18 protein-coding genes are annotated in these 24,519 nt (G+C 46.7%); 9 read left to right on the forward strand and 9 right to left on the reverse strand.

Annotated features, from left to right (window positions below; all coding sequences use genetic code 11):
• Nucleotides 1–326: 326 nt before the first annotated feature.
• The 6 genes from selD to Cabys_RS02460 form a co-directional block, all read right to left on the reverse strand.
• Nucleotides 327–2,537, reverse strand: a complete 2,211-nt coding sequence (gene selD, locus Cabys_RS02435; protein WP_006928527.1) for a selenide, water dikinase SelD — start codon at nucleotides 2,535–2,537, stop codon at nucleotides 327–329.
• A 408-nt stretch (nucleotides 2,538–2,945) separates the two neighbouring features.
• Complete coding sequence (locus Cabys_RS02440; RefSeq protein ID WP_006928528.1) at nucleotides 2,946–4,649, reverse strand: hypothetical protein; 1,704 nt, start codon at nucleotides 4,647–4,649, stop codon at nucleotides 2,946–2,948.
• Between the two features lie 14 nt (nucleotides 4,650–4,663).
• Entirely contained in the window at nucleotides 4,664–6,139 is a 1,476-nt protein-coding gene (locus tag Cabys_RS02445) for a FecR domain-containing protein (protein ID WP_006928529.1), read from the reverse strand.
• 183 nt (nucleotides 6,140–6,322) lie between these two features.
• A complete protein-coding gene (locus Cabys_RS20380; protein ID WP_006928530.1) occupies nucleotides 6,323–7,072 on the reverse strand; it encodes a transglycosylase SLT domain-containing protein in 750 nt (249 codons plus the stop codon).
• A complete protein-coding gene (locus Cabys_RS02455; protein WP_006928531.1) occupies nucleotides 7,069–7,305 on the reverse strand; it encodes a DUF350 domain-containing protein in 237 nt (78 codons plus the stop codon). Before Cabys_RS02455 ends, Cabys_RS20380 begins: the two co-directional genes overlap by 4 nt.
• 89 nt (nucleotides 7,306–7,394) lie before the next feature.
• Nucleotides 7,395–8,690 (reverse strand): DUF2851 family protein, encoded by a 1,296-nt coding sequence (locus Cabys_RS02460; RefSeq protein WP_006928532.1) that lies wholly within the window; start codon nucleotides 8,688–8,690, stop codon nucleotides 7,395–7,397.
• A gap of 80 nt (nucleotides 8,691–8,770) precedes the next feature.
• Here Cabys_RS02460 and Cabys_RS02465 point away from each other — a divergent pair, with 80 nt between their 5' ends.
• Nucleotides 8,771–9,133, forward strand: a complete 363-nt coding sequence (locus Cabys_RS02465) for a helix-turn-helix domain-containing protein (protein ID WP_006928533.1) — start codon at nucleotides 8,771–8,773, stop codon at nucleotides 9,131–9,133.
• Here Cabys_RS02465 and Cabys_RS02470 read toward each other — a convergent pair.
• Genes Cabys_RS02470 through Cabys_RS02480 form a run of 3 tightly spaced genes read right to left on the reverse strand, consistent with a single transcriptional unit; the run spans nucleotide 9,130 to nucleotide 11,021 of the window.
• A complete protein-coding gene (locus tag Cabys_RS02470; RefSeq protein WP_006928534.1) occupies nucleotides 9,130–9,606 on the reverse strand; it encodes a C40 family peptidase in 477 nt (158 codons plus the stop codon). The two genes, Cabys_RS02465 and Cabys_RS02470, sit on opposite strands and share 4 nt — an antisense overlap.
• 3 nt (nucleotides 9,607–9,609) lie before the next feature.
• Nucleotides 9,610–10,563, reverse strand: coding sequence for a polyprenyl synthetase family protein (locus tag Cabys_RS02475; protein ID WP_006928535.1), 954 nt, complete (start codon nucleotides 10,561–10,563; stop codon nucleotides 9,610–9,612).
• Entirely contained in the window at nucleotides 10,563–11,021 is a 459-nt protein-coding gene (locus tag Cabys_RS02480) for a PTS sugar transporter subunit IIA (RefSeq protein WP_006928536.1), read from the reverse strand. Before Cabys_RS02480 ends, Cabys_RS02475 begins: the two co-directional genes overlap by 1 nt.
• 230 nt (nucleotides 11,022–11,251) lie before the next feature.
• On the opposite strand from Cabys_RS02480, the gene Cabys_RS02485 reads away from it, so the two are divergent.
• The 8 genes from Cabys_RS02485 to Cabys_RS02530 all read left to right on the forward strand — a co-directional run bounded on the left by Cabys_RS02485 (nucleotide 11,252) and on the right by Cabys_RS02530 (nucleotide 24,396).
• Nucleotides 11,252–12,484: an ISL3 family transposase gene (locus tag Cabys_RS02485; protein WP_006928537.1), complete on the forward strand. Its 1,233-nt coding sequence runs from the start codon at nucleotides 11,252–11,254 to the stop codon at nucleotides 12,482–12,484.
• Between the two features lie 153 nt (nucleotides 12,485–12,637).
• On the forward strand, nucleotides 12,638–12,940 hold the full coding sequence (locus Cabys_RS02490) for a hypothetical protein (protein WP_006928538.1): 303 nt from the start codon (nucleotides 12,638–12,640) through the stop codon (nucleotides 12,938–12,940).
• 956 nt (nucleotides 12,941–13,896) lie between these two features.
• A complete protein-coding gene (locus Cabys_RS02495) occupies nucleotides 13,897–14,328 on the forward strand; it encodes a hypothetical protein (RefSeq protein ID WP_006928539.1) in 432 nt (143 codons plus the stop codon).
• A gap of 360 nt (nucleotides 14,329–14,688) precedes the next feature.
• On the forward strand, nucleotides 14,689–14,958 hold the full coding sequence (locus Cabys_RS02500) for a circadian clock KaiB family protein (RefSeq protein WP_006928540.1): 270 nt from the start codon (nucleotides 14,689–14,691) through the stop codon (nucleotides 14,956–14,958).
• A 256-nt stretch (nucleotides 14,959–15,214) separates the two neighbouring features.
• Nucleotides 15,215–18,751, forward strand: coding sequence for a PAS domain S-box protein (locus tag Cabys_RS02510; protein ID WP_006928543.1), 3,537 nt, complete (start codon nucleotides 15,215–15,217; stop codon nucleotides 18,749–18,751).
• A 328-nt stretch (nucleotides 18,752–19,079) separates the two neighbouring features.
• Entirely contained in the window at nucleotides 19,080–22,208 is a 3,129-nt protein-coding gene (locus tag Cabys_RS02520; protein WP_006928544.1) for a response regulator, read from the forward strand.
• Between the two features lie 165 nt (nucleotides 22,209–22,373).
• Nucleotides 22,374–23,939 (forward strand): PAS domain-containing sensor histidine kinase, encoded by a 1,566-nt coding sequence (locus tag Cabys_RS02525; RefSeq protein ID WP_169313642.1) that lies wholly within the window; start codon nucleotides 22,374–22,376, stop codon nucleotides 23,937–23,939.
• Nucleotide 23,940: 1 nt separating this feature from the next.
• A complete protein-coding gene (locus Cabys_RS02530; RefSeq protein ID WP_006928547.1) occupies nucleotides 23,941–24,396 on the forward strand; it encodes a response regulator in 456 nt (151 codons plus the stop codon).
• The last annotated feature ends 123 nt before the right edge of the window (nucleotides 24,397–24,519 follow it).

The following is a 24,519-nucleotide window of genomic DNA, read 5'->3' on the forward strand; positions in this document are numbered from 1 at the left end:
TAGCCTGTCATTTCAAACCTGTTTCTGCAAATGTGGTGAATTCCTGCCACCGTTTATGTCGGGGCGAAGGATTTCCAAGAACAATTCAGCGATGGTAAGCATTCATCTTTAGTCATATCAAAAAAGCGCTCTGGATAAAGTAGGGTTGGAAATCCTTCGCCCTTACAAGTGCGTTCATTCCTGATCTTTTGTCTGGGAGTGAGGATCGAGCGAGCAATGGTAATTTAATTTAAAATATTCATTGCGCACGTTGCGGTTTTTTAAGAGTTGCGGCTGTGCTGCCCTGGAATAAACGCAGCGGTTTAAAGGATCGGCAACCACTTCTTTTAAATTCCTGTCTGCTGCGTGGGCTGCACCCTGATGAACGGATCCTTTTGAGCGGTGATTTTTCCGATGATAGCGCATTGTCCGGGCAGTCGTTTGCAAAAATCGTCGGCCTGTTCTTGCGATAAACTGACCAGCAGGCCGCCGGAGGTCTGGGCGTCGTTCAGCAAAAGTCGTTCGTTGTCGCTTAAACTCCCATAATCGACAAACGGCGCGGTAAATTGCAGGTTGTCCCTGGTGCCGCCCGGGACAATGCCCATTTGAATAAAATGCCTCGTTTCCGGCAAAAGCGGAACGCAGTCCAGATACAGCTGGGCCCCCGCCTCGCTGCCTTTTAACATTTCCAGCAGATGGCCAATCAGACCGAAGCCGGTTACGTCGGTGCAGGCGTGCACTTCAAAATCGCGCAATGCATCCGCCGCTTCGCGGTTCAAACGGGCCATGATTTCCACCAGATGTATTTGCTGGTCTTTGTTTAGCAGTCCGCGTTTTAAAGCGGTGGACAGCACGCCCGTACCGATAGGTTTGGTCAAAACCAGGACATCGCCGGCTCTGGCGCCAATATTTTTCCAGATTTTTTCAGGATGGACCACTCCGCTGACGGCCAGACCAAACTTGGGCTCGGTGTCGTCAACCGTGTGGCCGCCCACAATGGAAATGCCGGCTTTTTGCGCCGTAAGCTGTGCGCCGGCCAGCATCTTTTCCAATGCCGAAAGCGGCAGACGGTTGGCGGGGAAGGCCACAATATTCAGGGCGAAAATGGGTTCTGCGCCCATGGCGTAGATATCGCTCAGTGCGTTTGCGGCGGCAATGCGTCCAAAATCGAAGGGATCGTCAACGATCGGCGTAAAAAAATCTACCGTTTGCACCAGCGCCAGGTCGTCGCGCAGGCGGTAAACGGCGGCATCGTCGGCCGTTTCTGTGCCCACCAGTAAGCGCGAATCGACAGGCGTCGGTAATTTTTGCAAAACTTCTTCTAAAAGCTGCGGCCGCAGCTTGCAGGCGCAGCCCAGGCCATGTGTAAAATGCGTCAGCTTGATTTCGCTCAATTCCGCGTCCGACGCTGGCAAATCCTGGCCGGGTTTTAACTTTTCAATGACATCGATTATCTGTTTAGCGGCCCGTTCGATCTCCTCTTCCGTTGTAAAGCGGCCCACCGAAAGGCGAACGGTGCCCATAGCAATGGACTCCGGAACGTGCATGGCCTGCAGAACGTGAGAGAGCGTCACTTCGTCACTGTGGCAGGCCGCGCCGGCCGAAAGAGCCACGCTTTCGCTCAACTGCGAAACAATGAGATTGGCTTCCACCCCGGGAAAGCTTAGGCTCAGCGTATTGGGCAGGCGCTTTTGCGGATGACCGTTGCGCTTTGCTTCGGGGAAGGCCGTTAACAGCAGTGTTTCGAGGCGATCGCGCAGTTTTTTTAAGCGCACCTGTTCCTGATCGACGCTTTCCTGCGCTAACTGGCAGGCTTTGCCCAGACCGACGATCTCCAGCACATTTTCGGTTCCGGCCCGTCTGTTCTGTTCATGGTCGGCGCCGTGAATCAGCTTTTCCAGTCGCAGGCCGCGTTTAATGTACAGCGCTCCCACGCCCTTGGGCGCGTATAGTTTATGCCCGGCAACAGACAGCAAATCAACGCCCAGCTCGTCCACGCGCACTGCAATTTTGCCGATGGATTGCGCGGCGTCGGTGTGCATGATGATCCCATGGGCATGGGCCAGACGGCTGATCTCCGCAATGGGCTGGATGGTGCCCACTTCATTGTTGGCGTGCATGATGGTAATGAGGATGGTTCGATCGGTGATGGCTTTCTGCACGGCTTGCGGATTGACCATGCCGTATTCATCAACCGGTAAATAGGTCACGCGAAAGCCCAGACTTTCCAGATAGCGGCACACTTCGAGCACAGCCGGATGTTCGATTTGCGAGGTGATGATGTGATTGCCGCGCTGGCGGTTGGCCAGGGTCGCGCCCTTGATGGCGTAGTTATTGGATTCGGATCCGCCGGAGGTGAAGATGATCTCGTCCGGCGCGCACCCCAGCATGCGGGCCACCTGCCGACGGGCCTGCTCAACGGCCTGTCTGGTCTGAAAACCGTAATAATGAGCGCTGGAAGGATTGCCGAAATGCGCGTTCAGATAGGGCTTCATGGCTTCGGCGACCAGCGGATCGATGGGCGTGGTGGCATTGTAATCCAGATAAATGGGTTGCATTGTTATTTAACCTCATCATTTTGTTTCGCTGAATTTAAAAAACTTTGCTATGCAGTAAAAGAGGAAGGGGCGTTTTAAATGGCAAAGGTGTGAATTTATTGTAAAAAGAGCGTTAGGCTATGCGCGCAGCCCGACCTGTTTTCAAGGAATGATTTTTCAGGTTGTCAATTAACAGCTCAAACGACCTAAAGCAGCAAAGCCTCTACCCAAAACATTTCCGCATGGATATAAGAAAACACAGAGCGCGCAGAGAAGCCGCAAAGAACGGCAGGACTTGACAGCGTAACACGTAATGCATTTACAGAACTTTTAACACGCTAAATTCATACCTCTTTTGAAGCAAGTATTTAAAAGGGAGTTGCGCGTTTTTCTGCAAAAGTAACAGCGTAGGTCGTACCCTGGTCAACATCAGAAAATCCAGTTCAATTCCATTCCGTATTTAAGGCTGTTGTACGATTCAAAGCCGTTAAAATAAGTGGGCCCGTAATCGGGATCATTGATCACCAGGCGGGCCTGGTCCAGGCTGTAGCGCATATCGCGGAAATCGTTGCCCACAATAGCCTTCAGCGAAATCCGTGTATTAAAGAAGTACTCCAGCGAAAACGAAGAGGCGAGCTGGTTGTAATCGCTCAGCATGTCCTGGTAGCCGCCGTTGGCCGCGTCGTTGTAAATAAAGCTCAGGTTGAATTCGGCGCGCAAGCGTACAGGAATGACATCCCAGCGCCCGGATGTAAAGGTGTAGGAATTGATGTTTTGCTGGTCATTACTCAATTGAAGCCGACTGAAGACGCTCCCGCCGGAAATAAAGAGGCGGTTGTGCGGTCGAAGGTAAAAGTTGACGCTGCTGATGAACTGTTTTGTGCCCAGTGGCGCCCCGGCCTGTAAGATGCTGCGATCGTCCAGGTCCAGGTAAATGGCGGACAGGGAGAGGCGATTGTTCATCGAGCCGAAAGAGATGCGGCCTTCCAGCCCCATGTACAGTTTATCGGTTTTGACCGAGTCCAGAACGGTATTGCTGCGGTCGTCGCGGTAGCGGAATTTTAAGGTAACCTCCGGAAAATGACTGTGCATGGAGGTAATGCCAACAATGGCGCTATTGGTGGTGGTGCGCGGCCGGTCTTTAAAATCTTTCAGATTGTCGAAATAGCGCTCGCCTTCCAGCGAAAGGGCGAATTTTTGCGGGAAATTGTACACCGCATTCAGCACAAAACCGTCGCGGTCGGTTTGTAAGTAGGGATAACCGGCGGAATAGTAGTCGTAACCCAGATATTGTTTGTAAAGAATCATTTTAAAGTGACCAAGACGCAAATCAAAACCCGCCCGGTAAGCCAGATCGGTTACATTTTGCGCGCTCAGCGTGTCCTTGCGGCTGAGATTGGCGTCAAAGAACCATTTGACGCGTTTTTTCCACAAATACAACTGACCGTCCAGGCCGAGCAGTTGATTGGTTAATGGTTCGCTAATGGCTTCTTCGATTGATTTTTCATTATCTTTGGCCCACAGGAATTTGAGGCCCACTTCAAATTTTTCCCATTTTCCCGTTTTGACCTGAGCGGCTCCCAGATAGCGTTGAAACTGTCCCGACGTTTCGTATTGGCGATACTGCATGGGCAAACGGTCGCCGACGGCCAGCGGTTTTTGAGACTGGCCGCCAATCAGTTCCACTTTGTAATAATAGGTTTTACCGCTTTCGATGGCCAGTTTAAATCCGCGCATTTCCCGGCTTTGCACAAACAGATCCGAACCGCTCTGGAAAAAATCGCCCAGAATCATCTCGTTGCGTCCGCGGCGAATATTCAGCGTTAAGCGATCGACGCGTTGAAAGTTGTCGAGCCGATCCCACTGGTTGTTCTTCAGATCGCCGAGCAGGGTAATGTCGTAATGGCGGCTACGGGCAAACAGGGCAAGATTCAAACGCTGCTGCAAACCGGGAATAAGCGTGCTTTTGGCGTACTGGTCGTCGGGAATGGAGTCCGGTTTTAACGACGATTTTTCATCGTAACTGACATTCAAAGTCTGCAAAGAAACGCGGCCGGTGATGTTAAAGTTTCCCTGAGCCAGAAGCATCATCGGCACCACTAAAAAGATCAAACACATAAGGCTTGTTTTCATGAGCGTTCCCCTTTTCATTGTACAATGATCACCCGGCTGTTGTCACGCAATATATTTTCGGCGACATCTTCCACAATAAACGACAGGCGGTTTTCACCCCTGCGTCCAACGGGCGTGCGTTTGAGCAGGATTTTGGCTTCGAAGCTGCCGTCGTTGTTGGGTTTGATCTCCTGACCATTGACAATGATGCGTTTAATCCCCGAAGAGGGCTCCGGATCGATGACCACTCCGCGGATGATTTGCGTAAAACGTTCGTCCATGAATGAGACCTGTTGATCCGGCGGTTGCGGGGGCTTAAAAAGAACATAAACCGGCTGGGCGGGTTCGGTCACGGTCAGAATGGGTTTGACGGTATCCAGAAAGATCTGTTCCACCAGCTCGGTGCGGTTGCCGGAGACGTCTTCGGCAACAATGCGCATGGTGTTCTGTCCTTCGCTTAAAATGATGGTGCGGTTAAAGCTGCCCTGGCCGATTATTTCCGTAATAAATTCATCGTTAATGTACACTTTAACGCGGTCGCCGGGCGTCTGATCGAATACGGCGCCGCTCAGGCTGTAATCGCGACGGTTGGTAAAGGCGGTGGTTAGCGGCCGGGCTAATTTGATTTGCGGTTTCTGAGTATTGACCAGCAGGCGGATGGTTTGCTGCTGGCGTTTTCCCTGAAATTCGGCCACCACATTCAGCACATTCAGGCCTTCCTGCACGGGAATGCGTCCTTTGAACAAGCCGTTGGCTCCCACGGTAAGCGGCAGACCATTGACCGTAATCCGGGCGCCGGGAACGGTGCGGCCGGTCAGCAGCAGGCCGCCGGCTACCAGCGCCGGCTCAGTGATCTGGAATTTTTTCAGATCCAGTTTAAGAAAGAACTGCCGGGCCTGGCCTGTTTCATCTTGCTGGTCGGGAGTAAAAACGCGAGGCGGCGTGGGCGGTTTACCGCGCTCCACCCTGGATTCCTGATTGCTGCCTACCACCACTTCGCCGGCTACTGTTTTGGACTTTAAGGTTACCCGGCCTTCGTAAACGCGCACCACGGTGGTCTGCTGGCGGTCCACTTCCAGGTCAAATTCCGTTCCGCGCACGGCCACCACAGCGCTGGGCGTTTCGATGACGCGCGTCTGGCGCTCTTCCACAATTTTCTTGAATTTGGCAAACAAACTGCCCACCCACAATGTAAATCCCATCCGATCGCTCTGATCGCGTTCGGGCGTTTTAATCTCCGTCACATCGAACATACTGTTTTCATTGATCTTTATGACCGAGCCATCGGGCATGGCCAGCTCAACGCGCGAGTTTAAGGCCGTACGAATGCGATCCCCTTCGTAAACACGCTGATGGAAACGTACCTTCTGCCAGTTGGTCTTCCCCTGGCGCATTAATTCAACCGTCCCCAGCACGAACTTTACTCTGGCTGAGGGCGGCTGGCTTTGCTGATTAAAGGATAAAAAAGTGAAAGACACGAGAAAAAGCAAAAAAATGTTCAGGATTTTCATCACGGTTTTTTCTCCTTCTCAAATTTAGGAGTTGCTTATGTACTTATCGTCTCTTTTTTAATCATACTTTAAATTAAGCTGCCCAAGATACAGCGATAATTTACGATGCGAACCCTGAAATTCAAGAATTTTTATTACATGCGGCAGGGGAGAATAGAAAAAGGCCGGGGAAGACAGCACCCCTCAGAGAATTTTGCGATATATCTGATACATGGACCAGATATTGTCCACGTAGCTAATCGTTTCGTCATAACCGTAAAAATAGCCATGAGGCGGACGGCCCTTAGGCCAGACCTGTAGATGCAACTGCCAGTCCGATTCTTTAAGCATGGCCAGATAGGGCTTAACGCTTTCCCATTTATTGGCCGGCTGTTTAAAGTGGCGCGCGATGTCCTGAGCGTCAAACACGCGGCCTGCTCCGGAGTTGTAACTGGCCAGCGCCAGCTTCAGACGATCTTCAAAAGAGGCGTCCGGAAAATACTGAGTTTGTTTGTAGAGATGATAGATACCGGCGGTGATGTTTTCTCTGGGACGCAGTAAAATGTATTCAATGTCCAGCTCGCGGCTCAGTTCACGGGCTGTGCCGGGCATAATCTGCATCAACCCTCTGGCGCCCACCCGGCTGCGGGCGTGCATCTTAAATCCGGATTCCTGAACAATCTGGGCGATGATCAGGCGGTAGTCGAAACCGTAGCGCTTGGAGTATTTTTTAATCAGGGGTAAGTAACGATCGATATGCAGCATCAGGTTGGAGCGCTCCAGATACAAACGGACTTTTTCCAGCGCCTTTTTTTCTTCGATTCGATGTTCCACCATTTTCAACAACGCGCTGTCTGCGGCGTTCATGCGCACTCTGGGCGCATCGGCGTGTTGCCCACAAGCCGTCAAAAATAACAACGCCCCGCCTATGAGCAATAAAATCTTTGCTTTCAATTCAAACTCATCCCAATAATTAATCCAACGATCAAACCAATCATTATAAAAATCCCCGCAACGACCATTCCAACCGCTAAATTGCCTTTTTCCAATTCGTTGGGAATGTCGAAACGCGTGCTTTTATTGACCAATTTATAGGTAACTATAGAAGAAACCATGCCCACCATCACACCTACCACGGCATAAATAAAATTACGCACCATAATCGGGTCGAACCAGTTAAATTCCATGTTTTCTCCTTTCGGATTAAAATGTATCAGGGATTAAAAGTTATCATACTTATCGGAAGAAATACTTTACAAGTTTAATTAAAATCGTTTCATTTGTCAAGGGTATGAGCCAGAGGGCAGAGCGCGCAACGGTTGAGCTGACAGTGCTGGTTGTTTAATTGAATGAAAGCCTGCATTAAAGCCTGACATGGAAAACGGCGCCGATAGAGAGCCAGCCAGGGGAAACGCCTGCTGAATGTCCGGTAAACATTGTTCAGCGGCAGCCACAGGTAAAAAGATTGCAGGTATTCAAAAAAGCCGTGGGAGCCATTTAACAGGGCCCGGGCGGCAAAAAGCGGAATAATCAGGTTAATGATGAGCTCCGTCACACGCGCTTTACCCAAAAAGTTTTGATTGCTTCTGGCAAGGGCATTGGAAGCGAGCATGTGGTGTTTTTTCCAGTAACCCTGCGGCCGCAGTTTAAAGAGGCGCTGCAGCTCGCCCCATAATTGATCGAGCGGTAAACGGGCCTTTAAAAGCCGGCTTAAGGGGCGGATGGGCAGGCCGGGGTGTTGAACCAGCAGCGACACCCAGGCCGCCAGCCGAAAATGGGGATGATTGCAGGGCCGTTGCCCGGCAAACTGCCAGTGCTCCCGACCCAGACCGGCGGCGGGCAGAAGATGGCGCAGCTCGCCATGGAGAAAGATGAGTTTTTGTAAATACGGATCAGAGGACGCGGCGGGCAAAAAACCGGCCATCCCGGCATAAAGGGCGTAAAAAGGGTCAAAACCGCGCCCCATGGCCGAACAGCTGCGCTCCAGCCAGCGCCACGGAAGACGCCGCGCCAGCAGTTGAAAGGGCCAGCTATTGGACGGGTAGCCTAAAGAACGCAACAAGTGCTCGTAAAAGGCCTGTTCAAAGGTCTCGCTTTCCAGAAAGTGCTGAAAATAGCGGATTTTTAGATGTAAGCGTTCGAGGGCAAGGCTCTGCACAGCCTCTTTGTTTAAAACGGCGGGCGGGCGGCACAAAACCCGCGCGCTTTGCAAAGCAGAAGGGAAGTCTTCCGGCGCCAGACGAATGGTGGGAATGGCCCGGCCGCTTAAGGGAGCTGCCACCGTAGCCCGGCTGGATGGCGCGGGCTGTAAAACCACGTGCAGGCAGACGTTCTTAAAAAACGGATCCAGATGGTGGTGGTGAGCGTACCAGTCCTGCAGCCGCAGGTGCATCTCCACATCGCCGCTGATGCGGACATCGTCCAGCTCAAACAAAGCGGAAACAAAATCAGGACCGCGCTGTAAATTAAGCCGGCCGGCATCCAGCACGCGTAACCGATGGGGCCCCGCCGTAACCGCCTGCCCCGTTCGCGCCAGATTTTGCCACAGAGCGTACAGTTGCGCTTCTTGCATTTTTGAAATTTTCTTAATAACTTTACGAACGTAATTTAATATGACAATCGTGGTATTGCAAATATAATCGGATATAACGAATGGAAATGATTCGTCAGGATGAAGTGGCGCGGCGCATTGAAATGATCCGTCGCCAGCAGGGTTTGACCCAGCTACAGCTGGCGCGCGCCTTGCATGTCAGTCAGGCGGCGATCAGCAAGTATTTAAAAGAGCGCATTCCGCCGGCCGAGGTTCTGTACCGTCTGGCCCGCCTGGGGCAGACCACCGTGGAGTGGATTCTGACGGGGGAAAAGACTTACTGGTTTGGCCGACAGGAGGGGCAGGTGCAGGAAACGGGCGCAACGTACGATGCCGATCTGGCGCTGGCCAAAAAAATTTCGGCCCTGCCGGCAGAGGCGCGGCAGGCGGTTATTGTCTTGATTGATTTGCTGAAAAAGGATTAACGCAGTACGCGTTTGATGACCACCACGTGTCGCCGGTAATACGGATCATCCAGGCGGTCGATCACCACACCGCGGCGTGTGGAGGCGTGGATAAATTCCCCCGCGCCCAGGTAAACGCCCACGTGTTCGATGCGCTCGTCGCCGGCGAAACGAAAAAAGATTAAATCGCCGGCTTTTAAATACGGAGCGTGAACGGAGTAGCCCAGGCGGCGCTGGTCATTGGCCGCGCGCGGAAGCCGGTAAGAAAAAACCTCTTCGTACAGGCGGCAGGCCAGGCCCGAGCAGTCGATGCCGCGCGCATCATTGCCTCCGTATTGATAGGGCGTTCCCAGCCACTTTTCAGCGGCTTTGCGCAGGCCTGCATTGCTGGCCGATGGGGCGGCGGGTAAGGAAATGTCCGAACGGTATTGCACGGCGCAGGCCGTCAGTAGAAAAAGACTCAATAAGAATGGGGGGAAGAAGGAGCGAAACATGGTTTACCAGCAGCGGTTTTGGATCAAATCCGTCAGTTCTTGCAGTTTTTGATTACTTTCGTTCTGCGGCAGTTCCTTTAAAGCCTGACGGGCTCTGTTGAAAAAATCACGATACATGTTTTGCACCTGGTTTAAAATTCCCGTTTCGTTCAGAGCGCGTTTAAATTCTTCGAAAGTCAGGTCGTCCACCTTTTGCCGCAGCTCGCGGCGCAGGCGGATGGATAAAACGGTTTGTTTGTGCATTTGCCAGTCGCTGCCCACCGTTTTGCCCAGCTTGGACTCGTCGGCCATGATGTCCAGCACGTCGTCCTGGATTTGAAAAGCCATGCCCAGATTGTAGCCGAATTGTCGAAAGCGTTCAATGTTTTCCGCCGCGGCGCTGGCCGAAAGCGCGCCCAGCTCGCAGGAAAGTTCGATCAATACAGCGGTTTTTCTGCGGATCATTTCCAGATATTGCTCTTCGCTCACCTCGGATTGCGTTTCGAACATTTTGTCCAGCCCCTGGCCTTCGCAAATGATAAGCATCACGTCGGTAAAGCGACGCATCATGGTCAAAAGGTCTCCTTCCGGCGCTTCCAGCAGCTTTTTAAAGGCCAGGCCCATCAGCCCGTCACCGGCCAGAATGGCGGTGGCCACGTCCCACTTTTTATGGACGGTGGGCTGACCGCGCCGCAGAGCGTCGTTATCCATAATATCATCGTGCACCAGGGTAAAGTTGTGCAGCAATTCCACGGCCAGAGCGGGGTAAAGAGCGCTGTTTAAACGACCTCCGCAGGTCTGATTGGCCAGAATGGTTAGCAGCGGCCGAATTCGCTTGCCCGGCAGGGTCAGCACATATTGAATCGGCTCGTAAAATAAAGGCACCTGATGTTTTTGACCGATGGCCACCAGGCGCTCCTGAAATTGATCGAGCAAAGGTTTTAAATCATTGAAAAAAATTTTTGCCTGTTGCGACATCAATACTCAAACCGGTTTTTGATAATATCCATGATCTCTTCGCGTGTTTTGGCCTGCAAGAGCATTTCACGAATTTCTTTTTTCTTTAAATTGCGTGAAATAACGGCCAGGGTCTGGATGTGCGGGCCGGAGGTATCGCGCGGCGAAAGCACAAGAAAAATAAGGTGCGCGGGCTTGCCGTCCAGCGATTCAAAATCGACGCCATTTTTTTTGACGCCAAAGGCAATTTCCAGCCGGTTTACGCCGTCTGTTTTGGCGTGCGGAATGGCCAGCCCGTTCTCCAGGCCGGTGCTTAAATAGCCTTCGCGGGCCAATACGTCCTGTAAGGCCACTTCGCGGTCCACCAGACGTTTGTTCTTATCCAGCAGATCCAGTAATTCTTCGATGATTTGAAATTTTGTCTGCCCTTTCAAATCCGGTTCAATGTGCTCAATGGGTAAAAAATCATATAGTTTCATATTTGCCTCCGTTTTCCTAAAATATAAAAATTTATTCAATAATAAAAATATTGTCAAAAAATTAGTGATTTTTTTTCTGCCCGCCTTTAGCGAATAAAAAGAGAGGGCAGAATGGAACAGGAATTTTCATGGCGGGGATGGCGTCGATTATTCTGGTTTTTTTCATTTTTTTTTATATTGGCTCTACTGGGATTTTTGTGAAAAACAAAAATAATCCTTAGATTGAGTTTATGAAAGATAAAGAATTATTTAAACAGATTTTGGGACTTTCGCATCCCTGGGAAGTGTCTAAAGTTGACTTAGATATTGCGAATGAGGAAGTAGAAATAGAGATTATCTATAAGTCAAAAAAAGGTTTTTGTCCCGAATGCGAAGTGGAATATGATATTTATGATCATCGCGAAAAACGTCGTTGGCGGCATTTGGATACATGCCAAATGAAGACCTATATTGTCTGCAAAGTACCCCGCATTAAATGCAAGGAACATGGAGTAAAAACGATCAAAGTACCTTGGGCAGAAAAGTCGAGTCGAACGACTTTATTATTTGAACGTTTTGCTATTGAGTTATTACTGGCCTCCAAAAACCAGAGCAAAACGGCACAATTTTTACGGATCAGCTTTGATATGCTTCATCATATAATGAGCAAAGCAGTGGAACGCGGGCTATCACGCCGAACGGAAGAGGACATTAAATATATCGGGATAGATGAGAAGAGTATGAAAAGAGGTCATACTTATGTAAGCGTATTATCCGATAGTGAAAGAAGACGTGTAATAGATGTAAGTGAAGGTCGCACAACAAGCTCTGCCAGTTCGTTAATAAACAAGGGATTAACAGAGAAACAAAAGGAGGGCCTCAAAGCGGTCAGTATGGATATGTGGAAAGCTTTTATTAAAGCTGTTCAAAAGGAGCTTCCCAATGCTTCCATAGTGCATGACAAATTTCATATAATGAAGTATTTAAATGATGGAGTGGATAAAACCAGACGAGAGGAAGCCCGTAAATTACAAAAATCTAATGATAAAACCTTAGTGAAAAGTAAATATTTATTTTTAAAGAATCCGGAAAATATGACGGACAAGCAATTATCGCGTTTCAGAAAAATTCAAGAACTTAACCTTATCACTTCCCAGGCTTGGGCGGCCAAAGAGAACTTCAAAGAATTCTTTAGGAGTGAAACAATAAATGATGCGAAATTCTTTTTTGCGGAATGGTATCAGGATATTAAGGGACGTTCTTTAAATAAAATGATTAAAGTAGCAAAAATGCTCATTGCTCATTCAGATGGCTTATTAAACTATATAAGATATCAGATAGATAATTCAGTAGCCAAATGGTTGAACGGCAAGATACAGGAGATAAAAACAGTTGGTAGAGGCTTTAGAAAATTTGAAAATTTTAGGATAGCAATACTTTTCTTTCTTGGTAAATTAGACCTTTTTCCACAGGAATCCCAGTAGAGCCTTTATATTTTATCAGTGGTTCACTCTAAAAAAAGTGATTTGTCATTCGAACGAAGAGAGAGAGCTTTTAAAGGATTTTCTTACCGGAATCGTAGAAAAACCTTTTTAGAGCGAACGCATCATTGTTTTGATTTGTAAAGGAGTTTTGACATGAAGCAAGTTTGCCCGCAATGCGCCACGCCGATTTCCCGTCGCTGGTTATTATTGGGTTCTCCGGGCGAGACATATACCTGCCCGAATTGTAAGACGAATTTTCAATGGACGGGAAAACGCTACCTGGTAAGTTTTCTGGCCGGCTTACTGGGCGCTTTACCCATTCTTCTTTTCTTTTATTTTGATCTTAAGGGGCTTTCTCTTTTGACGGTTGGATTAATCTATCTGGGAATTTTAGCCTTTGACATCTTCTTTGTCCTGGCCGTACCGGGTCAGTTCCGCGCCCGCGGCAGAGCGTAGATTGGGGACAGAACGCTCCGCATGGTAATAACGCGAAACCTTTAAGAGAAATTGATAGCCGGCTGAAGCCATTCATTCCGGGTCGCGCCTGGTCGTTGTGCTACGTCAAATAGCTATTTGCGCAGCTTACGTCGTAAGACCGGAGGGCTTTCCCATAGGTTTCGACGTTTAATTTTAAACCGCTCAATTAAATTCAAAGGCAGCAAAGCCGCAACCTAAAACAACCGCAATGCGTGCAAAGTAATTCTCTCGCAGATTACGCCAATAATCGCAGAAAAAGATTAAACAAATTATTTTAAGCAACCACAGAGCGCACAGAGAAGTCGCAAAGGCGCAAAGAATGTTAAAAATTAAATTGCCAGGGGAAGTTGAGCCTATAAGATTATTTCAGGGGTGATAGATATTTCCTGGCTGTCCATTAACTCATAAATTTGAGTTTGTTAGGGCAGACCCGAGCCTCTTACACTCTTATACTATTATACTCTGACACTTTTTCTGCCCAACGGTGGCAGGCATTTCCCGGAGTGGCCCTCACCCCATGGCCCCCTCACCCAGAATAAAAGTTTGGGAGAGCGAGACATTTGCCGGCGGGTAATTTTCCCGACAGTGTCTTCGATTTCTGGCACGAAGGTAGGCGTTGCGGATTGGAGGAAAGAGTCTGTTTTTGAAGGATGTTATCCCGTTGTTCATTGGCGTAAACCGTTGAAACGGTTTCCCCTTCCTTTCTACAATCCTCTCATTAATCATCCATCTTACTCTTTCCTCCTGTAAACGAAATACGATCTTTGATAATGTTGGATTTAATTGATTTATGTATTTTAAAATGATATATTGATTCAAAGAAAAGGATTAATCTGATGTATATTCAAAGTGTATTTTTTTTACAAAACGGATTTTAAAACTTCTTTTTTTTAAAATTTTTAGCAAATTGAGGAATTTCCTCGAAAGGAGGCGTAATGCCTAAACGATTAACAACCATCCGCCTGGGCGAAATAACCGATAAGCAGATCAAAGATTTTACGGATCTGGGTTATACGGTAACGCAATTAATAGCCATGGCCATCGACCGGTTTCACCATAAAGAATTGCGCAATGAGCAGGACAGCAGTCTGTTCGCTCCCATTTACAGCCAGATTTTTCATCTCTGTGAGGCGCATGAAAACGACGCGATTGAGGTTATGCGGCAGAATAAAATTTTTCATTTAAACCCCATTACTTACGACGAATTAAAGCCTGATGAGGCGTTTTATGTGGAAATCGGTCACTTAATCCGCCCGCCGTTTACGCGCGTTGATTTTGAAACGTCAAAAACAGAAGATCAAAAGACAAGCCCGCGCAAATTTTGTCGGGGAATGCTGGTAGCCGCGCCAAGTTTTAGCCTTGCTTAATTTGAAAGCGCGGCGCCCCGGCGTCAAGTATTCCATTTAAAGTAAAGCGATCTTTTATATAAATGCATGATCTCTGAATAACCGGCTAAATTAAAGTTTTTGCAAAAAAGCATTTAAGGCCGCATCTATTCAGCTTTTTTACAGACCAGGCAAAAAAAATTGATTTTAACCAGGCCAGTGAAGGGATTAAGGGAACTTTGAAAAAAATGATGAATTGAAAAAGTCTAAATAAAAACGGCCGGTAATTAATGTTTGCAGGCTGCGTAAAGCATAAAAAATTTTTTAAAAAAAATATATTGAAATACGTTTTTTAGTTATTATTTTCGCAAAAGTGTCGATACTTGATGAAGGTTCAGGAAGATGGAGAAGATAATTTTAAAAGTGTTCATTAACAGTTCCTCTGCGGAACAACGAGCCATGGTTCAAAATTTAGGCGAAATTTTAAAGCAAGAATATGAGGATAATTTTCATTTAACGGTCTATGATATCCAGCAGGACAAAAAGGAAGCACGCCACTATGGTATCTTAGCGATTCCCACAATTGTCAGGATTAAGCCACAACCGGAACGTCGTTTTATCGGCAATATTAGCTCCAGGGAAGAAGTTATTTCTTTAATTCAATCGAACTAAGTTAACTGCGGTAATAGCGTACGGTTTAAATGCTTTAAGTGCCAGCAAACTCGATAAAGGGTAAAATGAGTATCCTTGTAAAAAACAGGAAAATCTGTATTGGTAGCTTTTTTAGGTTTATTTTTAAAATAAAGCTGCTAACCTGCCTGCGGATAGAAGCAGAGGTTGTTTTAAAAGAGATCGAGAATAAAGATTGGTGTTGCAGATACATTGTGTTAAAATATTTTCTGTTGTATGTTTTTTAGGGTGATTTAATATGGAAGAAATAAAAGAAATACAGATATTAATGATTGAAGACGACCCAGATGACGCCCTTATTATTAAAGACCTTCTTTGTGAATCTAAAGACCCCGCTTTTGTGGTAGATCATGTGTACGATTTAAAAAACGGTCTGGAATTTTTACAAACCAATAATCCCGATATTATTTTATTAGATTTAAACCTTCCTGACAGTAGCGGCCTGGATACCATAAGAGCATTAAGATCTTATACGCAGAACCTTCCTGTCATTGTAATTAGCGGTCACAGCGACCAAATGCTGGCCATGGAAGCCGTAAAAATTGGTGCGCATGATTATCTGGTTAAAGGGATTATTTCGGCGCCGATTTTACGACGCGTTTTACTATATGGCTTAAATCGCCATAACCTGAGAAGAAGTCTTACCGAAAATATTGAGCAGTATGACATAATCATCGAAAACAATATTTTTGGGATTCTGATCATAGACAATAGCGGTGTCATCCAGTTTAGCAATAAAAAGGCCGGAGAGTTGCTTGGAAAAGATCCCGAAGATTTAATTAAACAGGATTTCGGTATTCCGGTTGTTCAGAATAGAGCTTTTCATCTCCAGGCTGGCGATCGAATGATCGAACTACGTTCGCGGCCCATTGTCTGGCAAAAACAACAGGCTTACTTTGTTTCCATGTATGATGTGACCGAACGCCTTAAAAGCGAACAAAGATATCAGGCCTTAAATCGCGTTTACCGCATGCTTTTAAAGGCCAATGAAGCTTTGTTTCAGATGCATGATGAAAATTCCTTACTGAAAGAGATCTGTAAAATTGTGGTCGAAGAAGGGGGATATCATTTTGCCTGGGTGGGCTTTGCCGATAATGATCGTCATAAAACGGTGCGTCCCGTGGCCTATTTTGGTCGTGAAGAACATTATATAAAAGGCATTAAAATATCCTGGGGCAAAAACAAATTTGGCCAGGGCCCAACCGGCCGCGCCATTCGCAGCGGCCAGGCGGTTACCGTGCAAAACTGGTCAAAGGACCCTATCGTAGCTCCCTGGCGAAAAAACGGTAAATGCTTCAACTTTAAGGCTTCCATTGCCCTGCCCTTAAAGAATGGCGACGAAACCTTTGGCGCGCTGAATATTTACAGCAAAGAACAAATCTCTTTTGAACCTCTGGAAACCGAGCTGTTATTAAAGCTGGCCGGAAATTTAAGCTATGGCATCCAGAATTTGCGTTTAAAAAAAGCAAAAGAGAAAAACGAACAAGCCCTGGCCGAAAGTTACACACGATTCCGGAACCTGTTTAACAGCGTTCCGGTCGCGCTGTACATCTTTTCTATGGATGAAAAATTATTTGAAGCGAACTCTTTTTTTCTAAAAATGACTGGATTTGAAAAGGTGGAAGATTTAAAGGCCTTTGCCTTTAAACACGGCGGCATGAGCGTCGAGGCCGATAAAGTTTTAAAAGTGTTAGAAACAGAAGATGCCATCCATGAACTTGAGACCCAGTGGCGAACCAATAACGGTAATTTGATCTGGGTGAAAGAAAGTATTCGTGTGGTTCGGGATCATCAGGGCAAAATTTTATATTACGAAGGAATGGCCGAAGACATAACCGCCCGTAAAGCGGCAGAGCAGGCCCTGAAAGCCAGCGAACAAAAATATCGGCGGATTGTCGATCTGGCGCAGGAAGGAATATGGATGTTAGATGCGCGCGCCAGAACAACCTTTGTCAATCAAAAGATGGCCGACATGTTAGGCTATGAAGCGCAGGAGATGATAGGCAGAAATTATTTTGATTTTATAGTTAAAGACAATAAAAAAGAGGCCGTCGCTCAATGGCACAAACAACTGCAGGGCAAAAACATTCAACATGAATTGTGTTTTCTGAAAAAAGACGGAACGAAAATGTGGGGGCTGGTTTCTTCAAGGCCGATTCTGGAGGAGGATTTTCAGGGCGCGCTGAAAATGGTGGTGGATATCACCGAAAAAAAATTAATCAATCAACAATTAGAAGAAACCAATCGTCAGTTGATGAGCCTGTTAGAATCCAGCTCGGCGGTTATTTATTCGGCCAGGTGGCACAATGGCATGGTGGCGCCGCTGCAGATTACGGCAAACCTTAAAAACATTTTTGGCTATGAACCGCAAGAGTTGATCAATAATCCGGATTTGTGGATTAACAACATCCATCCCGAAGATAAAGAACAGGTGATCCAGGCCATTACTAGGATTAACCAGCCCGGAAAGTACAGCTTTGAATACCGTGTTAAAGACCGCGCCGGCAATTATCTGTGGGTTTATGACGAAATGCGCATTCCGGCGGACTGGCGGGAAGGAACGTTCACCATCCATGGCTTATGGATCGACATCACAGAAAAGAAAAAACTGGAAGGGCAGTTTTTACGAGCCCAGCGCATGGAAAGCCTGGGGGCGCTGGCCGGCGGTATTGCCCACGATTTAAACAATATTTTAACGCCCATTTTGCTGGCCACAGAAGTGCTGCGCATGCGCGACAAAAAACCGGCCAATGAAAAGGTAATGCACATGATTGAAAGCAGCGCGCAGCGCGGAAAAGAACTTATTCAACAAATACTGTCGTTTGCCCGGGGCGTAGAAGGAGAGCACAAGCCGGTGCAGGTGCGGCATATTATTGCCGAAGTCGGGCGGATTATAAAAGAAACCTTTCCCAAATCGATTAATTTTAAAATGTCGGTTGCCAAAGATTTATGGCCGGTGCTGGCCGATGCCACCCAAATCAATCAGGTGCTCATGAACCTGTGCGTCAATGCGCGCGACGCCATGCCCGAAGGCGGAAAACTGGAGATCAGGGCAGAAAACGTCGTTTTCGATGAACATTATTCTTTAATGCACCAAACCGCCCAGCCGGGAGATTATATTAAAATCAGCGTAATCGATAGCGGGCAGGGTATCCCGGAAAAGTTAATCAATAAAATATTTGATCCCTTTTTTAGCACCAAAGAGGTCGGCAAAGGCACGGGGCTCGGTCTTTCAACCGTGCACACCATTATCCAGCAGCACAACGGTTTTATCAACGTTTATTCGGAACCGGGAAACGGTACGACCTTTAATGTTTATTTGCCCGCCAATAAATCCGCCGAAGTGGAAGAATCCCGGGAAATTGCAGAAGATCTGAAGGGCGAAGGCCAGACCATCCTGGTTATTGACGACGAGGCGGCCATACGCGAAATTATTTCGAATACGTTAAAAGATAACGGCTACCGGGTATTAACCGCCAGCGACGGCGCACAGGGCGTGGCCATTTTTGCCCAACAAAAAAATAAAACTGACCTGGTGCTGACCGATATTTCCATGCCTTATATGGACGGCCATTCGGCCATTCGTTCCATATTAAAAATTAATCCCGATGTCGATATTATCGCCATGAGCGGACTGGAACACGATGTTAAGGTTGACATAAACAGGCCAATTAAAATGTTAAACAAACCGTTTACATCACAAAAATTGTTGAAAACCATGAAAGAGGTTCTTGCCGTTTCCACTAAAACAAAGGAAAAACAAACGGCAAATTGAATTTGAAAAAAATTATCTGATGATCACACAGGAAAATCGGTTGAAGCGCCCGGCCTGCTTAATCGCTCTAAATTACGGTTTTTTCTTACTGCTTTTTCGACTTCCCTCTAATTTTAATTGACTTGACCGATGGGCGAAACCGTAAAACGTAAATGATCAATGCAAAAAACAAAGGGAAAAATATAAGGCTGCCGAAAATTATTTGACGCGGATAAATGCCAAAACATGATAAAAGGTTGCTTGTGCAAACGCCACATGTTAAAAATACTTTGTCGAAGGCGCCATGAAGCAGCTTTGCTCATCAAAATCATTAACTATGGGAGAAATTATGGCCCCCAAAACAATAAGGGTATTAATGATCGAAGACGATCGGGAAGATATCCTGTTTATGAAGGATATTTTACAAAATACCCGCAAGAATTTTAAATTATCCACCTGCACCAGTTTAAAAGACGCTAAAAAGGCGCTTTCGAAGCATAAGTTCGACGTTATTCTGGTGGATCTGAATTTGCCCGATAGTCAGGGCTTTGACACGATCCAGGCCTTACAGGAAATCGCTTATGATATTCCCAAAATTGCCATCAGCGTTCTGGATGATCCGGAATTAACCGCAAAAATTTTAAAGGTTGGGGCGCAGGATTATTTGCCAAAGCAGTTGCTTCCCGCCAATTTTATTGAACGCATTATTGTTCACGCTCTTGAGCGTCACAATCTCTACAAAACAATTGAAATGAGCGAAAAGTTGACCAACAAAATTCTGGAGGAGATTTCCGACGGAGTTTTGCTGATCAACGAAAAAAACGAAATCCTCTTTCAGAATAAAGCCGCGGAAAACCTCTTAAATAAAGGTTTGTTAATGTCGAATGGCTGGAGTTTCGAAATGGCCGGGGATAAAACGGAAATTAAAGAACTCGTTTTGAATGACCCTGCCGGCGCGCCTTTTTATGTGCAGGTTCGTAAAACTTCATTGCAATGGCGCGGCAGCCCCGCTTTCTTATATACCATTGCTGATTTGACCGACAGAAAATTATTCGAAGAGGAGTTAAAGCGCAAAGAATCGATTCTCAAGGTAATCAGCCAAAGCGCCAGGCAGTTGTTGCGCTCCAGAAGCTGGGACAAGTACATCGATTTAATTTTACGACAACTGGGCAATGTGGCGCGTGTTGACCGGGTTTGCTTATTCCAGAATTATCGGGACGAAAAAGGGCGCTTATACGCCAGACAGAAAAACAAGTGGATTGCTCCGGAGAAAGAAGCTCAATTGCAGAATCAGAATTTACAGAATATTCCATTAAAAGAGGCGGGGCTGGAGCGATGGATTGAAGAGTTGAGCAAAGGCCGTCTTATTTACGGAGATATTGAAAATTTCCCTGTTTCTGAAAAAAAGATGCTGCAAGAGCTGGAGATTGAGTCCATGCTGGTTGCGCCCATTTTTGTGGCCGACCAGTGGTGGGGATTTTTATGTTTTGATTCCTGTCATGAAACGCGAAACTGGTCTTATAGCGAGCGGGAAGCGTTATTGTTGGCCGCCGATATTCTGGGCGCCGCCGTTCAAAGGGAACGCAACGAAAAGAAGATGCTGGAAAATGCCAGTAAATTTCAGCGTTTTATCGATGTGGCAACTTTTGGCATTTTGCTCATCAAAAAGGAACGCATCATCTTTGCCAATTCTACCATGGTAAACATAATGAAGATGACTTCTGAAGCAGAAATGGTGGGCAAAACCATAAAAGAAGTTGTCCATCCGGACGACTTGCCCGAAGTAGAAAAAAATATTGAAAAATTGTATAAAACGGCCAACCAATCCCACGAATTCGAATTTAGAATGATTCGCCCGAATAATACAGTAGCCATCGTCGAAGGCCTGGCCTCTTTTATCGAAGAAGAGAAAGACACCTTCCTTATTTTTATCAAAGATATCAGCGACCGCAAAAAGACTGAACAGGAGTTAAAAAAGACCTATAAAATCTTAAATCGATTGTTAGAGGCCAATACAACGGTTCTTTTTAGCGGGCCATTAACCGAGCGTTTTTCTCCAAATCATATCAGTCAGAACATTAAGGGATTAATGGGATTTGAGGCGCAGGAGATCATCGAAAATCCGCAAATTTACTTTGACGGTTTGCATCCGGAAGACAGGGCCAAGGTTTTAAAGGCCATGGAACAATTTAAAAAGACAGGTCGCATTTCACTGGAATATCGCTTCAAACACAAAAACGGTCATTTTATCTGGATTTATGATGAACGAGCGGTGGTAAAAGAAGAAAATACCGAACCAGAAATGAACGGTTTTTGGCTGGACATCAGTTTAAAGAAAAAATACGAACAACAATATACGCGCGCCCAGCGTCTGGAAAGCCTGGGAACGCTGGCCGGCGGCATCGCCCATGATTTAAACAATGTGTTGACGCCCATTTTGATGGGCACGGAGCTGCTCAAACACATGGTTAAAGATGAAAGAGCCATTAAATCGTTAGAGTTAATGGAAACCAGCGCGCAACGCGGCGCCTCTTTAATCAAACAGGTACTGGCCTTTGCCCGCGGCACCGAAGGAGAACGCACGGTTGTTCAGGTTCGTTACCTCATATCGGAAGCCGTGAAAATGGTGGAGCAAACCTTTCCCAAACACATCCAATTGAGCATCGACGTGGCCGACGATTTATGGCCAATTATGGCCGACGCTTCACAAATACACCAGGTGTTGATGAATATGCTGGTGAATGCCCGCGACGCCATGCCCAATGGAGGCTCTTTACAAATTACCGCCGAAAACTTAATGCTCGATGAACAATACGCCCTCTCTCTGGGAAATGCGCCCAAAGGGCCTTATGTGATGATTACCATCAGCGATACAGGCACGGGCATTGCCGCGGATATGATTGATAAAATTTTTGATCCGTTTTTTACCACTAAAGAGATCGGCAAAGGTACGGGCATGGGGCTGGCCACGGCCCATCGCATTATTGATGAGCACGGCGGATTCATTAACGTTTACAGCGAAGCAAATAAAGGCACCTCCTTTAAAATCTATTTGCCCGCCCATAAAAGAGCCAGAGAAGAAACGCCCGTTAAAGAAGATGATGTTCCCATGGGCGAGGGACAGTGTATTTTGCTGATCGAAGACGAAGTTTCTGTGCGGGAGATTACGAAAAAAACGCTGGAAACCAACGGCTACGCCGTGTTTACCGCAGCGGACGGTCCGGAAGGCATCGCTGTTTTTGCCGATAATTTAGATACCATCAATCTGATTATCACAGATATGTCCATGCCCTTAATGGATGGGCCGTCTGTTGTGCGCGCCTTAAAAAGAATCAGCGAAACCATTAAAATAATTGCCATTAGCGGTCGCGACGATGAAGTTAGCAGCCTGAAACTGATCAACGTGCCTTTTATCCAGAAACCGTTCACAGCATCTACTTTATTAAAAGAGGTGCATCAGGCTTTAACAGAAAAATGATATGCAAACAGGGGCAAAATAATAATGAAAGGATTTATGGGCATCAGGCCAGAGCGGCCACGAAAGGAACAAACAAAAAATGCAACCGTTGGTTAAAAAAAGTTGAACTTTATGAAAGAAGTCTTTTAAATATAGCTAAAGATGCGTGTTTTAGCCGGAGTAGTTATGATGATAAACGAAAACACATCTTTATCGGAGATCGATGTGATTAAAAATGAAGAGCAATTATTAACGTTTATACCCAAAAGCGTGCTCGGCTCGTTGTTTAAGAATTTTTCCATAACCTTTTATATGCTTAAACCCGATAAGCAATATGGCTATCGCTTCCTCTATATGGGAAAGAGCGTCGAACGCCTGTTGGGTTTTAAACCCATGGATTTTGTCTCCGACGCCGGTTTGTGGCTAAGGCTCATTCATGATCATGATCGCCCCTTTCTGTTAAAAAACGGCCGGCGCCATCTCGAACACAAATATCAAAAATTGACCTATCGAATGAAGAATTGCGAGAGTAAATACCGCTGGCTACGGGATGAATTGCATCCCGTTTTCAAAGACGGAAAACTGGATTATTTTGTGGGGTTATGGGTCGATGTTAGCGATGAAAAATCATTTGAAGAGCTCTCCAAAGAAAACATGACGCGCTTTCAAACGTTAATTGCCGCCAGCGGGCAGATCATCTGGAGTACGGATGCCAGCGGGCGGGTTGTGGAAGATGTTCCCGGCTGGCGCGCCTTTACCGGGCAAAGCCTGGAGCAGGTAAAGGGCGAAGGATGGCTTTCGAGCATCCATCCAGAGGACCTTTCGAACGTACAGAAGGCATGGAACCATGCGCTGGCTACAAAAACAGATTTTAAAGGAGAGTTCAGAATTCGCCGTCACGACGGGGTTTACAGATGGTTCATCGTGCGTGCGGTGCCGGTACGCAATGAGGAAGTAGACGTACACGGCTGGATTGGCGCCTGCGCCGACATCACGGAACAGGTAGAACGCGAAGAACTGCTGGAAAACTATGCCGCGCGTCTGGAGCAAAGCAATCGCGATTTGCAGGAATTTGCCTACATCGCCTCGCACGATCTGCAGGAGCCGGCGCGTAAAATTCTGGCCTTTGGCGACCGGCTTTTTGCAAAATATAAAAACCGGCTCGATGAACAGGGCGTAGATTATCTGAAACGCATGATGAACGCCAGCAAACGAATGCAAAACCTGATCAACAGTTTACTTACCCTTTCGCGCGTGGAAACCAGAGGTAAACCGTTTGAGCGGATTGATCTAAGCAGGGTTGTGGACGAGGTGATCTCAGATCTTGAATTAAACATAAAGCAGGTAGAAGGACAGATTAATACAGAAAAACTGCCGGCCATAGAAGCCGATGAAACACAAATTTACCAGCTCTTTGAAAATTTAATCAGAAATGCGTTAAAATTTCACCGGAAAGATGTTAACCCCCGGATCAAAGTGTATTGGTCTAAGAAAAGATCCAATAACCATCGCGTGACGATCGTTGTGGAAGACAACGGAATCGGGATTGAAACTCAGTACGCCGACCGCATCTTCAAACCTTTTCAGAGGCTGCACGCCCGCGATGAATATGAAGGCTCGGGCATGGGCCTGGCCATTTGCCGACGAATCGTCGAACGTCACCACGGTAAAATCTATTTTGAAAGCGAATTAAATAAAGGAACAAAATTTTTTGTAGAATTGCCAGTAAAACAAAAAAAGGAGAAAATTTGAAATGAACAGATGGGGCAGGCCCATTACCATTCTCATGGCAGAAGACGATAAAGACGACCAGCTGCTGGTGCGTGATTCTTTTGACGAATGCCACCTGGTAAATGAGCTCCTGTTTGTTGAAGATGGGCAACAACTGATTGACTACTTAAAACGTCGCCCGCCGTATAACGACGAAGAAAAAGCGCCTTTTCCGGATATTATTTTGCTGGATTTAAACATGCCCCGCAAAGACGGGCGCGAAGCGCTGGAAGAGATTAAACGCGATCCAGAATTAAAACATATTCCAGTAATCGTTTTAACCACTTCAAAAGCCGAAGAAGATATTTTACGCAGCTATAAGTTGGGCGTGGCCGGCTTTATCAGCAAACCCGTTACTTTTAACGGTCTGGTGCAGGTGGTCCGAACGCTGACCGATTACTGGTTTCAAATTGTCAAATTGCCGCCCAAATTGGTTTAATCATAAATAATGCAGAGAAGCGGGCGGGCATGGGTAGTCTCAGGCGCCCCGTCCTGATTTATCGATCGCTAAAAAATTGAATTGCATTTAATTGCATTCTAAATTGCGATTTTGCAGTTACAA

Source organism: Caldithrix abyssi DSM 13497 (assembly GCF_001886815.1).
In the GTDB taxonomy this organism is placed as follows: domain Bacteria; phylum Calditrichota; class Calditrichia; order Calditrichales; family Calditrichaceae; genus Caldithrix; species Caldithrix abyssi.

What these genes read in the sequence shown, in the direction of transcription:
- selD (WP_006928527.1), bottom strand. Translation starts at nt 2,537, where the DNA reads ATGCAACCCATTTATCTGGATTACAATGCCACCACGCCCATCGATCCG.
- Cabys_RS02440 (WP_006928528.1), bottom strand. Translation starts at nt 4,649, where the DNA reads ATGAAAACAAGCCTTATGTGTTTGATCTTTTTAGTGGTGCCGATGATG.
- Cabys_RS02445 (WP_006928529.1), bottom strand. Translation starts at nt 6,139, where the DNA reads ATGAAAATCCTGAACATTTTTTTGCTTTTTCTCGTGTCTTTCACTTTT.
- Cabys_RS02455 (WP_006928531.1), bottom strand. Translation starts at nt 7,305, where the DNA reads ATGGAATTTAACTGGTTCGACCCGATTATGGTGCGTAATTTTATTTAT.
- Cabys_RS02460 (WP_006928532.1), bottom strand. Translation starts at nt 8,690, where the DNA reads ATGCAAGAAGCGCAACTGTACGCTCTGTGGCAAAATCTGGCGCGAACG.
- Cabys_RS02465 (WP_006928533.1), top strand. Translation starts at nt 8,771, where the DNA reads ATGGAAATGATTCGTCAGGATGAAGTGGCGCGGCGCATTGAAATGATC.
- Cabys_RS02470 (WP_006928534.1), bottom strand. Translation starts at nt 9,606, where the DNA reads ATGTTTCGCTCCTTCTTCCCCCCATTCTTATTGAGTCTTTTTCTACTG.
- Cabys_RS02475 (WP_006928535.1), bottom strand. Translation starts at nt 10,563, where the DNA reads ATGTCGCAACAGGCAAAAATTTTTTTCAATGATTTAAAACCTTTGCTC.
- Cabys_RS02480 (WP_006928536.1), bottom strand. Translation starts at nt 11,021, where the DNA reads ATGAAACTATATGATTTTTTACCCATTGAGCACATTGAACCGGATTTG.
- Cabys_RS02485 (WP_006928537.1), top strand. Translation starts at nt 11,252, where the DNA reads ATGAAAGATAAAGAATTATTTAAACAGATTTTGGGACTTTCGCATCCC.
- Cabys_RS02490 (WP_006928538.1), top strand. Translation starts at nt 12,638, where the DNA reads ATGAAGCAAGTTTGCCCGCAATGCGCCACGCCGATTTCCCGTCGCTGG.
- Cabys_RS02495 (WP_006928539.1), top strand. Translation starts at nt 13,897, where the DNA reads ATGCCTAAACGATTAACAACCATCCGCCTGGGCGAAATAACCGATAAG.
- Cabys_RS02500 (WP_006928540.1), top strand. Translation starts at nt 14,689, where the DNA reads ATGGAGAAGATAATTTTAAAAGTGTTCATTAACAGTTCCTCTGCGGAA.
- Cabys_RS02510 (WP_006928543.1), top strand. Translation starts at nt 15,215, where the DNA reads ATGGAAGAAATAAAAGAAATACAGATATTAATGATTGAAGACGACCCA.
- Cabys_RS02520 (WP_006928544.1), top strand. Translation starts at nt 19,080, where the DNA reads ATGGCCCCCAAAACAATAAGGGTATTAATGATCGAAGACGATCGGGAA.
- Cabys_RS02525 (WP_169313642.1), top strand. Translation starts at nt 22,374, where the DNA reads ATGATGATAAACGAAAACACATCTTTATCGGAGATCGATGTGATTAAA.
- Cabys_RS02530 (WP_006928547.1), top strand. Translation starts at nt 23,941, where the DNA reads ATGAACAGATGGGGCAGGCCCATTACCATTCTCATGGCAGAAGACGAT.